This is a genomic window from Trichormus variabilis 0441 (assembly GCF_009856605.1).
GTDB classification, from domain to species: domain Bacteria; phylum Cyanobacteriota; class Cyanobacteriia; order Cyanobacteriales; family Nostocaceae; genus Trichormus; species Trichormus variabilis.
This window is the reverse complement of sequence record NZ_CP047242.1, coordinates 4159028-4172527: the sequence shown is the minus strand read 5'-3', so window position 1 is coordinate 4172527 and position 13500 is coordinate 4159028. Positions and strand designations below refer to the sequence as shown.

General features: G+C 41.3%; 14 protein-coding genes. 8 read left to right on the top strand and 6 right to left on the bottom strand.

Annotated features, from left to right (window positions below; all coding sequences use genetic code 11):
- Positions 1-41: 41 nt before the first annotated feature.
- From bchL to GSQ19_RS16985, 3 genes are all read left to right on the top strand, one after another.
- Positions 42-908 carry a ferredoxin:protochlorophyllide reductase (ATP-dependent) iron-sulfur ATP-binding protein gene (gene bchL, locus GSQ19_RS16995; protein WP_010999204.1) on the top strand — a complete coding sequence of 289 codons (867 nt, stop codon included), beginning with the start codon at positions 42-44 and terminating at the stop codon, positions 906-908.
- A gap of 29 nt (positions 909-937) precedes the next feature.
- Positions 938-1696: a DUF5331 domain-containing protein gene (locus tag GSQ19_RS16990; RefSeq protein ID WP_011319115.1), complete on the top strand. Its 759-nt coding sequence runs from the start codon at positions 938-940 to the stop codon at positions 1694-1696.
- Between the two features lie 149 nt (positions 1697-1845).
- Complete coding sequence (locus GSQ19_RS16985; RefSeq protein WP_011319114.1) at positions 1846-3249, top strand: ferredoxin:protochlorophyllide reductase (ATP-dependent) subunit N; 1404 nt, start codon at positions 1846-1848, stop codon at positions 3247-3249.
- A gap of 69 nt (positions 3250-3318) precedes the next feature.
- Here the strand turns inward: GSQ19_RS16985 and GSQ19_RS16980 are convergent, their stop codons facing one another.
- Entirely contained in the window at positions 3319-4719 is a 1401-nt protein-coding gene (locus GSQ19_RS16980; protein WP_011319113.1) for a hypothetical protein, read from the bottom strand.
- Positions 4720-5516: 797 nt separating this feature from the next.
- Between GSQ19_RS16980 and GSQ19_RS16975 the strand changes: the two genes are divergently transcribed.
- From GSQ19_RS16975 to GSQ19_RS16965, 3 genes are all read left to right on the top strand, one after another.
- Positions 5517-7073, top strand: coding sequence for a GAF domain-containing sensor histidine kinase (locus GSQ19_RS16975; protein ID WP_011319112.1), 1557 nt, complete (start codon positions 5517-5519; stop codon positions 7071-7073).
- Between the two features lie 167 nt (positions 7074-7240).
- The gene (locus tag GSQ19_RS16970) at positions 7241-8668 is read left to right on the top strand and encodes an IctB family putative bicarbonate transporter (protein ID WP_011319111.1); all 1428 of its coding nucleotides are present in this window, start codon (positions 7241-7243) and stop codon (positions 8666-8668) included.
- A gap of 14 nt (positions 8669-8682) precedes the next feature.
- Positions 8683-8832: a hypothetical protein gene (locus GSQ19_RS16965; RefSeq protein ID WP_153228459.1), complete on the top strand. Its 150-nt coding sequence runs from the start codon at positions 8683-8685 to the stop codon at positions 8830-8832.
- A 6-nt stretch (positions 8833-8838) separates the two neighbouring features.
- On the opposite strand, the gene GSQ19_RS16960 is transcribed toward GSQ19_RS16965, so the two are convergent.
- The gene (locus GSQ19_RS16960; RefSeq protein WP_011319110.1) at positions 8839-9126 is read right to left on the bottom strand and encodes a WGxxGxxG family protein; all 288 of its coding nucleotides are present in this window, start codon (positions 9124-9126) and stop codon (positions 8839-8841) included.
- On the opposite strand from GSQ19_RS16960, the gene GSQ19_RS16955 reads away from it, so the two are divergent.
- The gene (locus GSQ19_RS16955) at positions 9125-9316 is read left to right on the top strand and encodes a hypothetical protein (RefSeq protein WP_153228460.1); all 192 of its coding nucleotides are present in this window, start codon (positions 9125-9127) and stop codon (positions 9314-9316) included. The genes GSQ19_RS16960 and GSQ19_RS16955 overlap by 2 nt on opposite strands.
- Positions 9317-9347: 31 nt before the next feature.
- Here GSQ19_RS16955 and smpB read toward each other — a convergent pair whose 3' ends face one another.
- Entirely contained in the window at positions 9348-9815 is a 468-nt protein-coding gene (smpB, locus tag GSQ19_RS16950) for an SsrA-binding protein SmpB (RefSeq protein ID WP_011319109.1), read from the bottom strand.
- A 661-nt stretch (positions 9816-10476) separates the two neighbouring features.
- Here smpB and GSQ19_RS16945 point away from each other — a divergent pair.
- A complete protein-coding gene (locus GSQ19_RS16945; protein WP_041456206.1) occupies positions 10477-11160 on the top strand; it encodes a response regulator transcription factor in 684 nt (227 codons plus the stop codon).
- A 38-nt stretch (positions 11161-11198) separates the two neighbouring features.
- On the opposite strand, the gene GSQ19_RS16940 is transcribed toward GSQ19_RS16945, so the two are convergent.
- The 3 genes from GSQ19_RS16940 to murB form a co-directional block, all read right to left on the bottom strand.
- Positions 11199-11672 (bottom strand): low molecular weight protein-tyrosine-phosphatase, encoded by a 474-nt coding sequence (locus GSQ19_RS16940; protein WP_011319107.1) that lies wholly within the window; start codon positions 11670-11672, stop codon positions 11199-11201.
- Between the two features lie 214 nt (positions 11673-11886).
- Entirely contained in the window at positions 11887-12234 is a 348-nt protein-coding gene (locus tag GSQ19_RS16935) for a YbaB/EbfC family nucleoid-associated protein (protein ID WP_011319106.1), read from the bottom strand.
- A gap of 184 nt (positions 12235-12418) precedes the next feature.
- Positions 12419-13414 carry a UDP-N-acetylmuramate dehydrogenase gene (gene murB, locus GSQ19_RS16930; protein ID WP_011319105.1) on the bottom strand — a complete coding sequence of 332 codons (996 nt, stop codon included), beginning with the start codon at positions 13412-13414 and terminating at the stop codon, positions 12419-12421.
- Positions 13415-13500: the final 86 nt, after the last annotated feature.

The window sequence follows — 13500 nt, the reverse complement described above, 5'->3', positions numbered from 1 at the left end:
TAGCCACAAGTTTGATAAAAAACGATAAGAGGCAACCTACAGTGAAACTAGCAGTCTACGGAAAAGGTGGGATAGGCAAATCCACAACTAGCTGTAATATATCCGTCGCCCTAGCCAAACGCGGTAAAAAAGTGCTGCAAATCGGGTGCGATCCTAAACATGACAGCACCTTCACCCTGACTGGTTTTTTGATTCCCACTATTATTGATACGCTCCAAGAAAAAGATTATCACTACGAAGATGTTTGGCCAGAAGATGTAATCTACAAAGGCTATGGTGGTGTAGACTGCGTGGAAGCCGGTGGCCCTCCTGCTGGTGCAGGATGTGGTGGATATGTTGTAGGTGAAACCGTAAAACTACTGAAAGAACTCAACGCCTTTGATGAATATGATGTCATCTTGTTTGATGTGTTGGGTGACGTGGTTTGTGGCGGTTTTGCCGCACCACTCAACTATGCTGATTACTGCATGATTGTTACCGATAATGGTTTCGATGCTTTATTTGCAGCTAATCGAATTGCGGCTTCAGTCAGAGAAAAAGCCAGGACTCACCCACTGCGTCTAGCTGGACTGATTGGCAACCGTACTTCCAAGCGTGACTTGATTGAAAAGTATGTTGAAGCAGTGCCAATGCCAGTTTTAGAAGTACTGCCCTTAATTGAAGATATTCGCGTTTCCCGCGTTAAGGGTAAGACTTTATTTGAAATGGCAGAGTCAGATCCTTCTCTCAACTACGTTTGCGACTACTACCTCAGCATTGCCGACCAGATTTTGGCACGTCCTGAAGGTGTCGTACCCAACGATGCCCCCGACCGTGAATTATTTTCTTTATTATCAGATTTTTATTTAAATCCGGGTAAACCACAGGTTCCTAATCCTGAAGAGGAACTAGACTTGATGATTGTATAAATCATCTGAATTTTCAGGATGGGGTCAATATGGCATTCTTTAACAGTTTTACGGATTCAATTAAACAGAAGTGGTTGCAATTTTTTCAAGCCAATCGTGACTGGATTAAACTCCACATGGAAGTGGATTCAGTATATACACCAGATGGTGGCAAGCGACCACCTTCTTACCTCATCCTGGGAGTGGTGAACGCGCTGGAGCCAAAATTAGCCCAGTTAATGTTTCCCTTTTCCAAATTGAATCCTGATGCCGATACCTTAATTGAGGTGTTGGAGTTGAATTTTGACCCAGACATTGTTCTTGGTAACTATTCAAGTTCCGAAGCTGACGTAGAAAAACATCACTATGAGCCGACGGCTGAAATCGAAGATCGAGCAGAAGCGGATTCCTTTACAACCTCGGAAACAAACGGCTTTAGCTTAGATTCTGACAATCAAACTCTGATTATTGATGGTTCGATTTCCAGCCTCAACGACCTGGATGAGATTTCTGTGACCAATGGAACTCAATTAAAAGATGAGTTCCGCCACACAACCACCCAGGAAACAGAAGATTTTGGTGACGTTAACTTCGATATCGCTACCACATCAGCAGGAAAACTAGAAGAGCAAATTCTCAATGAGTTGAACACACCAGATGAGAATGCCTTCAGTGATGTGTTGTCAGATGTTTGGGGTGATGAAACATCTCTACACAAAACTGAAGATAATAACGATTTTTTGGGTGAAGAATTACCGGCTGGCGTTTTTGATGAATCGGAGATTGCCCGCCTCTTCCCCAACACATAATTACTAGGAATTGGTAGTTGGTGCTATGTGCCAAAAAGAGGGAATAGGGAACAGGGAATAGGTAGTAGGGAAATAATCACCACTTTCTACTCCCCAATCACCACTCCCCCCAATACCTGCCGTTAAATAACAAAGGGGAGAAAAGCAAAATGACCATCGCTCAAGAACCAACAGCTTTAAACTTTGAGTGTGAAACTGGCAATTACCACACCTTCTGTCCCATCAGCTGCGTGGCATGGTTATACCAAAAAATTGAAGATAGCTTCTTTTTGGTAATTGGAACCAAGACTTGCGGGTATTTCCTGCAAAATGCGATGGGGGTAATGATTTTCGCAGAACCCCGCTATGCAATGGCAGAGTTGGAAGAAGGGGATATTTCGGCACAATTAAATGATTATGCGGAATTGAAAAGATTGTGCGAACAAATTAAGCGCGATCGCAACCCCAGCGTCATTGTGTGGATTGGCACTTGCACCACCGAAATCATCAAAATGGATTTGGAAGGACTAGCACCAAAGCTAGAAGGTGAACTTGGTATTCCCATTGTCGTTGCCCGTGCTAATGGTCTAGATTACGCCTTCACCCAAGGAGAAGACACCGTTCTTGCTGCAATGGCTCACCGTTGTCCTGATAAGGCCCCCGTAGCAGAAGCAGAGAAAAACGAACGTAATGCCGTTCAAAAACTGTTAAATTTCGGCAAGAAAAAAGAATTAGTAGCCCAAGAAGAATCAGAATATGTAGATCATCCGCCCTTGGTTCTCTTTGGTTCCCTTCCCGATCCCGTAGTTACCCAGTTAACCTTAGAACTCAAAAAACAAGGTATTAAAGTTTCCGGTTGGCTACCTGCCAAGCGCTTTACAGAACTACCAGTATTGGAAGAAGGGTATTATGTTGCTGGTGTCAACCCCTTCCTCAGTCGTACAGCCACAACCTTAATGCGTCGCCGCAAGTGCAAACTCATCGGCGCACCCTTCCCCATCGGCCCCGATGGAACTCGCGCTTGGATTGAGAAAATTTGCTCTGTGTTTGGCATTACACCGCAAGGTTTAGATGAGCGTGAAGCACAAATTTGGGCTGGCTTAGAAGACTACGTAAAATTAATTCGTGGCAAGTCTGTTTTCTTCATGGGTGACAACTTGTTAGAAGTCTCCTTGGCACGCTTCTTAGTACGCTGTGGGATGACTGTTCAGGAAGTTGGGATTCCCTACATGGATAAGCGCTATCAAGCTGCTGAATTGGCAATGTTAGAGAAAGCTTGTCAAGAAATGGGCGTACCCTCACCAAAAATGGTAGAAAAGCCTGATAACTATAACCAAGTACAAAGAATTTATGATTTAAAGCCAGATTTAGTCATTACTGGTATGGCTCATGCTAACCCACTGGAAGCAAGGGGTATTAATACTAAGTGGTCTGTAGAGTTTACCTTTGCTCAGATTCACGGGTTTACCAATGCGCGGGATATTTTAGAATTGGTAACTCGTCCCCTACGTCGTAATAATAATTTAAAAGATTTAGGTTGGGATAAGTTGGTCAGGGAAGAAGCAAAGATTTAGATTTGGATTTTCAAAAACCAAGAGAATGATTGAAGGCGAACCCGAAAGTTCGCTTTTTTTATTGATATATCAATCCGATACTTGTAAATCTAAAGGCTGAGATGGAATGATATACATCAATTCTGCACCTTCCGGTTTAATTTCTGTAGATGGCGATAATTTTAGCCATTCATGAAAGCTAATACCAAGTTGAGATATTGCTTGTATTTCTGTTTGATATGATTCAAAACGTCGATTAGTCTCTACCATCGATTCCATGACTTCTAATATTTGAGGTAGGCGTTTATCAGCTTCTTTTTTCAAGTCATTGGAATTTGGTCCTAGCCATCCTCCTTGAATTTCAGTGCGAGTTAATATTGCTGGTGGTAGCCATTCTACCCATTTATGAGGTTCTTGCGCCATTTTAAATAAATTCTCACGGTGCATTTCAAAGACTGCATTTTCTTCCAAAGTCGGATCAATCCATTGGTAAATTTGGGTTAATCTTTTTAGATCAGTCTGACCTTTCAAGTGAGGTTGTAGATATGCTGCGGGGTTAGAAGTTAAAAGAATGTCAACATATTTTTGAATTCGAGAACGTATAACTCTTGCACCTTCTTGGAAGCGCCGTAATGCTGTCTCATGTTCTTCTAATTCTAAATAACAACGTATTTCAGCTAGATATGCTAAAGATAGAGTAAGAAGATACTCATCAACAATTTGGCTTTGTTGCTCAATTTCAATGTCGGTCAATTCAGTGTAAATATGTTCTGCTTCTAAAAATCGGTTAATCGCTTGTAAGGCGCTGCTTCTGCGATTTTCAGATTTTGTCATTGTGAAAGCATTAATTGCTAATTCAATGGCAGCACGAAAATTAGCATAAAAACTCAGATCAATTTTGCGATTAATTTTGGTTAATAACTCTTGTGCCTCTTGTAAACTTTTTTCTAGTTCTTTCAAACGTTGTGCTATTACAGCAAAACCCATGACTGAAACACCAAGATTAAGTAGGCTAGCAGCTGTAGTTACTTGTAAAATCTCTTGAGTAAACTGTAAATTTTGCCCTAGTTCTTCTAACTGATGATCAATACCACTTAAACGTCCGTTAACATCGGCTAATCCTTTTCCTGTTACAACAGTGTTAGCAACAGTCGCAACCAAATTTCCTCCTGAAACACCAAGGTTGCCTAAATTTATTTGTTCCACCCCTCCTAAACGCTGATTAACGTCAGCTAATCCTTTTTTCGTTACAGCAGTACTAACACCTGAAGTAACTAGATTTGCCCCAGAGAAAATAATATTCAGAAAATTGTTAGATGACTTATTTGGTATTGGTAATGGTGAATTATTGTTCATGCTTCGTAACCAAGTAACAACTTGCTTAGTTCCTTTATCTCGAATTACACCACCAACTCGTTCCAATGTTCCATCTGCTAATCCTTTGACAATCCAATCAGCAAGCATAAAGGTTACTGTTATTGGTAAACTCATAATATTCTCCTCATTGCTAAACTTCAGATGATTATTAGCCACCTTACTTATATGTGTCAGGTAGCTATACTTTAGTTAGTATTCCCAAATTGGGTTTGTATTTATCTCATGAATTAGTGAGAGATAAAATACATAATAGAAATATAGCGATCGCCTTCTATAATCCCAATCAAATCTATTTTTAAACCCCTAAAAAACAAAAAGTAAAAAAGAGCGATCGCCAAATAAAACTCTCAATTTTCTCGAACTTGAGAGTTTTATTTTGTCCGTCAAGAATTATGAAGAAAATTAATTTAATGGTAAAATTATGTAAACAATAAATAATGAGATTGGTTAATTAGCTAATTAATGATGTTCAATAAAAACGGATAATAATAGAGCTATTTTGTTGAGAATATTCTCTACTATTAAATCTGCATAGCAGATAAACTGTAGAAGATATGAGGCTTTCCTATTAATAGGACATTTGTTGATAACAGTATATATAAATAGTCAAATTAGTATATTTTTAAGACTAGAGTATTAAGTTTTTATAGTACCCATTTTGGATTATAAACTAACGCTCACTCAGATTTAAAACACCAAAAATATTTAAGGCATCATACTGTCGCGTAATATTTACTAGTAGGACATAATACATAACCATTGACATGATTTTCATCACGGGAAGAAAAATTTTATTCCCAACTTGTTTATCAGCAGTCAAATTGGGGAATGCTTAAGGATAGGAAATCATAACCCTGCTTAAGTGGTTATATAAATTACATTATCGAAAATTTATTAAGGTAGTGGTGGCAATGGTGGAGCCGGAAAACAAATTATTTGCCCTCAAGGACGGTTGGGTTTCTCAGGACACAAGAGAACAACAACGCCTCAAAGCATTGTCAGAATTAGGTTTGCGACAACTAGAAACAATACCGGTTTTTGAGGAAGCAACTCAAACTGCGGCTCATTTTTTGGAAGCACCAATTTCTATTTTGGGTTTTATCGATCAAGAGCGTCATTGGTTCAAATCGGCGGTAGGCTTATCTAGACTGGGACTAATGAATCATTTGGCTCAGAGCCGTCAGTTGTTACGCCAAGAGTCGTTCTGTACACAAGTAGTAGATAGCCATCAGATACTTGTTATTAATGATACATTAAGAGTAACAGATCCGGCGCTAGCAACTGGTAAGCTGATCCAAGATTATGGTATTCGTGCTTATCTAGGCGCTCCCTTAATTGATGCTGCGGGAAATTGCCTTGGTGCATTAGCGGTGATGGATTTAGTCCCGCGCAATTTTACCAACAGGGATGTTGAATTTTTACAAATTATCGCCCGTTGGAGCATGAGCGAATTCGAGCGCAATCGCCTATTGATGCAGGTAAAATCAGAGCAAATTAGCTTCAAGAGTGCGCCCACGTTCATACCTCATGATGAGCCTCTTGAGACTCAACTGACTCCGCCTCATGTAGAAGTAGAACAAGATTCACATTCAACCAAGCAGGTCAAAATAGAACTTTTAGCACAACTAACTCAAGAATTACGTACACCATTGACATCTGTATTAGGGATGGCAAGTGTGTTGGGACGTGAGATTTATGGGCCTTTGACAACGAAGCAACGTGAATATCTAGATATAATCCAACACAGTGGTCGGTATTTACTCTCTTTAGTGAATGAAATTACTGAGCTAGGAGCAATAGATGAAAAAGCTAATGTATTAAATGTCACTCCTGTAGACATCGAAATGCTGTGTCAACAAGCTATTAATACTTTAGAGGAAGCAGCTAATCGTCGTGAACAAGACATTCGCTTGTCTATAGAACCAGGACGTAGCCGTATTTGGCCTTTGGATAAAGACAAAGTTCGGCAAATGCTGTATCACCTAATTTTTAGTGTGATTCAATTTTCTGCTACTGGCAGTATTGTGCGTATTCATGTCTCATATAAAGAAAATGCGCTGAATATTACTGTTTGGGTTTCTCACCCTTGGTTAGGGGATGGGATTACTGATGTTGACCCATATTTCCGCCTCAATTCCTTGTCTGTCATGGATTTGGCTGCTGATGCTGCTACGTACAGTGTACCTCCCGAACCGAAGGAAGAAACAAGAAGTTTACCTGTGACACTGGAAAAGTTACGATCCTTAGCTGATTCTTATTCTGATCTTCTGGCTGTAAATCCTGATGGCGATTCCAGCAAAAGTAAAGGTAATTTGTCCCGTGAAAGCTTGGGTTTATTGTTGAGTTGTCAGTTAGCTGAACTGCACGGTGGACAAATTTCTATTCAAGGCTCACGGGAATCCGGACATCGTTATCTAGTGAACTTACCATTACAGTTGGCAAAAGCTCCTGAAGTTAGCGATATTTGAGCAATGTTTCTATTTTCCACTGCATTTTGATGGCCGAATGCTTAACTTTAGTCAGCATGGACAGGAATTAACAATTTGCAATTTGAGTTATTACCTTTTTATAATGAGCCGCATTATGATTAAGTCCAAGTTCAGTAGGGGCTTGCTAATCAAGCGCAGCTTGTTTTATGAATTTAGTCTGGCAACGATTTACTTTATCTTCTTTACCTGTAAAACAGTTTCTAGCTACAAGTTACTTACATCGGTTCCTGGTGGGACAGTTGTCTTCTTGGCGGCAAACTAGTTTCTTACTTCAGTGGGGAGACATTATTGCAGCTGCGTTACTCAGCTTGATATATGTTTTGGCTCCTTTTGTCTCTAGCACTCTCGTTGGTGTGCTGCTGATAGCTTGCGTAGGTTTTTGGTTGTTGTTGACTTTATCTGATGAACCCTCATCAAGCAATAACTTCCTTGTGACTCCTATACATTTGTTGGTGTTGCTCTATTGGGGAATTGCTGCTGTTGCAACGGCATTATCACCAGTCAAGAAGGCAGCATTAACTGACTTGTTAACCTTGACTTTGTATTTGTTATTATTTGCTCTTTGCGCCAGGGTACTGAGATCGCCGCGCCTGAGGTCTTGGATCATTACCCTCTACCTATCTGCATCACTGGTTGTCAGTATATATGGAATGCGACAATGGCGTTTTGGTGCGCCCCCACTGGCGACTTGGGTTGATCCAGAGTCCACCTTGTCTAAAACTACAAGAGTTTACAGTTATTTAGGCAATCCCAATTTGTTGGCTGGTTATTTAGTACCTGCGGTGATTTTTAGCCTCATGGCAGTTTTTGTCTGGCAAGGCTGGGCAAGAAAATCTTTAGCCGTCACAATGCTGTGTGTAAATACTGCTTGCTTAATTTTTACTTATAGTCGTGGCGGCTGGATTGGTCTTTTGGTAGCAGTTTTAGTGGCGACGGCATTGCTAGTTTATTGGTGGAGCGTGCAAATGCCGCCTTTTTGGCGAACTTGGTCATTACCCATACTTTTGGGTGGTTTAATAGGGGTATTGTTGATTGCGGTGTTATTTGTCGAGCCAGTGCGGTTTCGGGTTCTCAGCATTTTTGCCGATCGCCAAGATAGCAGCAATAATTTCCGGCGCAATGTATGGGATGCTGTTTTTGAGATGATCCGCGATCGCCCAATTATCGGTATTGGCCCTGGTCATAATTCTTTTAATAAAATCTACCCTCTTTACCAAAGACCTCGTTATAGTGCTTTGAGCGCCTATTCCATTTTCCTAGAAGTGGCTGTGGAAATGGGTTTTGTTGGTCTAGCTTGCTTTTTCTGGTTAATTATCGTCACTATTAATACAGCATTCGTTCAGCTGCGCCGTCTGCGTCAATCTGCCAATGTGCAAGGATTTTGGTTAATGGGTGCCTTAGCCACGTTGCTGGGAATGCTGGCTCACGGCACGGTAGACACTATATGGTTCCGTCCAGAAGTTAATACTCTCTGGTGGTTAATGGTTGCTCTCATTGCCAGCTATTGGACACCTTTAGCCGCAAACCAAAGTCAAGAACTGAATTTATTTAACGAAGAACCCGCAAGCAACTAAGCATTGATGGGAGAATGAGGCACGGTGTCATCAGGTATGCTCTGGTTTGGGCGATCGCTTATATGAGAAAATTTCTGACTCAGCAATCAACAAAACCACAACCAGAAATTTCTGCCAGCAAGCTATCTCCCGCCGTGCCTATATGTATAAAATTCACCAGATAGCTATATCTATTCCCGATAGCTACTAGCACCAGGCGCGCTGGGATCACGATAGCGGGTTGGCTCATCGTCACGCTTTTTACCGGCTAACCCAGCTAAACCCAATAGACCAATTAAGCCTAGCCAGCCCCAGTCAAAATCGTTACGATCTGCGGTGCGATCATAAGTTCTGGTCGTAGTGCCATCAGTTCTAGGGGCAGTCTGTACCTGAGCGTTTGCTGGTAAGCTCAAAGGCAAAGTTGCCATACTTAAAGTGATAACAGCAGCGCCAACAGTTTTAGAAAAATCACGGTTCATGGTGAGAGGTCCTTGTTGCTTCCAAAGTTACTCACCACTTTATCTAGTCTTGAACTTAGCAGAATCAATCTGCGGCTATAAACTCTGTATTTGCTTAACTCACCTGGGGACATACAACCATTCTATTAGTGGTGATGACATTCCACCCACTGTTGCGATGCCTGCGGCGGGCGAAGCCATCGCTGTCTAACTCCAGTGGAGTAATTGAGGAACAATCACAACTAATAATTTTTCATTGCTCGTTGAATATCACGCTGGTCTTGGCGACGTTTCAGGCTTTCTCGCTTATCGTGGAGCTTTTTCCCCTTACCGAGAGCAATACTAACTTTGACCCAGCCACGTTTGAGGTACATTTTCAAGGGAACTAATGTTAAGCCCTGCTGCTCTACCTTGCCAATCAGCTTCCGAATTTCTTGACGGTGTAATAACAGCTTGCGCGTCCGTCTTGGTTCATGATTGAAATACTGCCCACTAGCGTTATAGGGAGAGATATGGGCATTAATTAGCCATATTTCACCATCTCGAAGCAAAGCATAACCATCTTGAAGGTTTACTTTCCCTGCACGAATTGACTTAACCTCTGTTCCTGTCAACTGAATGCCGGCTTCAAAAGTTTCCAGGATTTCGTACAAGTAACGGGCTTGTCGATTATCAGTAATTACTTTGTAACTTTCGCTCTTATCGCTCATTGAGAATTAGGTTGCTTTTAAACTTACTGCAAAAATAGTTTGAATGGATGCTAGAACCTCTCCCTCTACCCCTCTGCCTTGAAAAGTTCTGATGCCTGCGGCGGGCTACACCAACGGAGGAAGCCTCTGCTCAGATTTTTAGCTCCTACGAGGAAAAGGGCGTTTAGCTCCCCCTTGCCTCGTAGGGAAGGGGGCTGGGCTGACAGGTGTAGGTTTTTAATTACTGAATCGATGCTCTAGGAGTCCTATAGTGAATTCAGCAGTGTATATTAACCCACTATAATAAATGTTGAACTAACTCTTGCTCATATCTATATAATTTAGCGTTTCTCCCTTTGAATGGAAAATTTTCCCTAAATATAGATGTTAGAAAAGTTAGTGTTCATGTATACTTTGTTTAAGAATAGCTATCTATCCCTTAGTTGTTTGTGAAGAATTACAATAATTCACTGTGCTTTTCTTTAACTAGAGCTTAAAGCAACTTTGAAGTTAGTTAGCTAAATAAATAATTTAAGATTTTCTTTATAAATTACTTTTAGACCAGTCATTAGCCGCTAATCCTGTCATAGTATGAAACATGAGAACACTATTTTATGGGTGTTCATAGATGGAGCTTGTAGAGATAATCTCAGTAAAAAATAATGCTAGGGGTGTATTGTCCATGCCCTTGACGATCCTTGTAGTGGATGACGATCTGGGCACTCGTCTGTCTATTAGTGATTACCTAGAACTGTCTGGCTATTCAGTGATTACGGCTAATGATGGTCAGGAAGCTTTGACTATGGTGGAAGTATACCATCCTGATTTAATCGTGACTGATATTGTGATGCCAAGAATGAATGGTTATGAGTTGGTGCGTCGAGTTCGTCAGCAACCTCCATTCCGTTTATTACCTGTAATTTTATTAACAGCGCGTACGAGAACCCAGGAAAGAATTCTTGGTTATCAGTCGGGATGTGATTTATACTTACCTAAACCTTTTGAACTAGAAGAGTTAGCAGCAGCGATTCATAATCTGTTAGAGCGATCGCAAATCATTCAATCTGAATATAGATTTTCTCAAAAAGATAATTCAGGCAGCCCCCTCCCTAGCAAAATTGTAGAGAGTCATCACTCTGTATTCACTCATGTGGAAAAATCGCACCTACTCTCATCTTTAACGCCGAGAGAGCAAGAAGTCTTGGAAATGTTGACTCATGGTTTGTCTAATATCGAAATAGGGCATCAATTACACTTGAGTCCCAGAACCGTGGAAAAATACGTTAGTAGTCTACTGCGAAAAACTACCACCAGCAACCGGGCCGAACTCGTGCGTTTTGCCATTACACATGGTTTAGTAGAGTAACATCTGTATCTAGTTCAAGTTGCTAGTTATGCTTCTAGTTACTGGCTGGTAATATGTTGCAGTAAACCCTCACAGGCATCAACCAGCAAATCAATCACCTGATTAAACCCTTCTGTCCCGCCATAGTAAGGATCTGGAACTTCCTTCAGGTTATGGCGCGAACAAAACTCACACATTAAACTGACTTTGTTGTGATACTGTCCAGTATGGTCAAGCGCAATAATGTTGTCATAGTTGTCTCGATCCATAGCTAGAATTAGGTCAAATTCTTGGAAGTCAGATTTGACAAATTGTCTAGCCTGTCCCCGCAGTTTAATTCCTAACTTCGTAACAGCAGCAGCACTCATCCTTCGGTCAGGTGAACTACCAATGTGATAACTAGAAGTACCAGCCGAGTCACAAATAATACTATTGCTTAAACCTGCCTGCTCAATCAGATGGTTCATAATATTCTCTGCCGATGGTGAGCGACAGATATTCCCCAAGCAGACAAACAGCAGTTTGTAAGGCATAAGTGATAATTGATAATTCCTAGTAATCTTCAAGCTGGCAAAGCATTCTTACAGCTTTTTGCACAAAAGAGTAACGCCAACTCAACTCGTAATTATAACAGGTTATAAATATAGAAAAATCACCTCAAACCAAGTCAAAAGTCAGTAGTCCAAAGTCTATAGTTTCCAAATTTGTTGACTATATGACCATTGACTAATGACTAATGACTAGTGACTAAAATCCAGGTAGTTCTAACCCACTGGTTAAGTCTTCCATGCGTTCTCGCATCGTGGCTGTAGACTTGATATAAGCATCTTTCATTGCAGCTGTTACCAAGTCGGAAAGTAAATCTGCCCCCTGTGCTAAAGCATCTGGGGAAATTTCTACTCGCTTTGGTTCTTGGTTGCCACTGACAATTACCTTCACAAGTCCACCGCCAGCTTCTCCCAGAATTTCCATTTGCTCCAATTCTTCTTGGAGTCGTTTTGCACCTTCTTGAACTTGTTGTGCTTTTTTGAAAGCTTCGGCCAGTTCTTTCATTTTTCCCAAGCCGAAGCCGAATCCTTGTCCTTTTCCTGTCATAATTGATAGTCCGCGTGTGCGTTGAATAACAAATCAAATTCAATTATAGATGTGGTGGGCAGTTTGCCTCTTTTTTTACCAAAACTTTAGGGACTGGGGAGGGGTAAATGGGAGGACAAGAACAAAAACTATGTTTTTTTCTTGGCATTACTCCCATAGCCCTATCTCAGCATTACCCCATTCCTCACGCCGCCTGAAATTCACCCAGCATTTTGACTTCTGGCTCTAATAAAATTGACCAGCGTTCTTGGACTTCCTGCTGGATATGGCGGATGAGGCAGAAAATATCGTTAGCTTTGGCTCCTCCGCGATTAACTATAAAATTAGCGTGGAGATGCGCTACTTGTGCGCCACCTATTTGATAGCCTTTTAATCCTGATTGTTCGATTAACCAGCCTGCCGAATAAGGTTTGGGGTTGCGGAACACACTACCACAACTGGGGAAGTTGTAGGGTTGAGTGGTTAACCGCATCTGCTTGTGTTCTCTGGTTGTGGCTGTGATGTAGGCAGGATCAAAGCCTGGTTGCAGTTGGAATGTGGCTTGGGTGACTACGCGATTGCTACCTTGTAGTAATGAAGTACGATACCCATAACCCAATTCTTCAGGAGTGAGTGTTTCTATTGTGCCATCAGGCGAAAGTACTTGAGCGCTAACTAATATATCTGCGATACAGCTATTATGCGCTCCGGCATTCATCACTACAGCACCACCAACGGTTCCAGGGATACCTACAGCCCACTCAAACCCTTGCCATCCCAGCTTTGCTATTTCCCATGCCAAACTAGGAATTGATTCTCCGGCTGCTACAGTTACTTGACCGGTTTGGTGGTCAAAACGATTGTAACGTAGATGACGAGTAGCAATGACCAAGCCTGAGATGCCGCGATCGCTCACTAACAAGTTAGAACCTGCACCGAGAGTTGTTACTCTGAGGTTATGCTCTTGTGCATATTTGAGGCTGGCTTGCAATGCTTCTATATTGCGAGGGGCAACATACAGTTCAGCTGCTCCCCCGACTCTATAAGAAGTAAATGCGGATAACAGAGCTTGAGACTTAATCTCGCAATTAGTACCGGGTAAGTAAATAATTTTACTTTCTCTTGAAGGATTGTTATTGTGTGTCTCTACATTGGAAGCAGGAACTGTACAGGCGTTTCCAACTGCCTGGGAAATTTTCATCTTTACATCAATTAATTGTGAAATTTTTACATTTATCTGCCGTACAACTACAGCAATTTCGATAAAACTGTTGCTAAGTAAACACT

What these genes read in the sequence shown, in the direction of transcription:
- GSQ19_RS16990 (WP_011319115.1), top strand. Translation starts at nt 938, where the DNA reads ATGGCATTCTTTAACAGTTTTACGGATTCAATTAAACAGAAGTGGTTG.
- GSQ19_RS16985 (WP_011319114.1), top strand. Translation starts at nt 1,846, where the DNA reads ATGACCATCGCTCAAGAACCAACAGCTTTAAACTTTGAGTGTGAAACT.
- GSQ19_RS16980 (WP_011319113.1), bottom strand. Translation starts at nt 4,719, where the DNA reads ATGAGTTTACCAATAACAGTAACCTTTATGCTTGCTGATTGGATTGTC.
- GSQ19_RS16975 (WP_011319112.1), top strand. Translation starts at nt 5,517, where the DNA reads ATGGTGGAGCCGGAAAACAAATTATTTGCCCTCAAGGACGGTTGGGTT.
- GSQ19_RS16970 (WP_011319111.1), top strand. Translation starts at nt 7,241, where the DNA reads ATGAATTTAGTCTGGCAACGATTTACTTTATCTTCTTTACCTGTAAAA.
- GSQ19_RS16965 (WP_153228459.1), top strand. Translation starts at nt 8,683, where the DNA reads ATGAGGCACGGTGTCATCAGGTATGCTCTGGTTTGGGCGATCGCTTAT.
- GSQ19_RS16955 (WP_153228460.1), top strand. Translation starts at nt 9,125, where the DNA reads ATGGTGAGAGGTCCTTGTTGCTTCCAAAGTTACTCACCACTTTATCTA.
- GSQ19_RS16960 (WP_011319110.1), bottom strand. Translation starts at nt 9,126, where the DNA reads ATGAACCGTGATTTTTCTAAAACTGTTGGCGCTGCTGTTATCACTTTA.
- smpB (WP_011319109.1), bottom strand. Translation starts at nt 9,815, where the DNA reads ATGAGCGATAAGAGCGAAAGTTACAAAGTAATTACTGATAATCGACAA.
- GSQ19_RS16945 (WP_041456206.1), top strand. Translation starts at nt 10,477, where the DNA reads ATGCCCTTGACGATCCTTGTAGTGGATGACGATCTGGGCACTCGTCTG.
- GSQ19_RS16940 (WP_011319107.1), bottom strand. Translation starts at nt 11,672, where the DNA reads ATGCCTTACAAACTGCTGTTTGTCTGCTTGGGGAATATCTGTCGCTCA.
- GSQ19_RS16935 (WP_011319106.1), bottom strand. Translation starts at nt 12,234, where the DNA reads ATGACAGGAAAAGGACAAGGATTCGGCTTCGGCTTGGGAAAAATGAAA.
- murB (WP_011319105.1), bottom strand. Translation starts at nt 13,414, where the DNA reads ATGAAAATTTCCCAGGCAGTTGGAAACGCCTGTACAGTTCCTGCTTCC.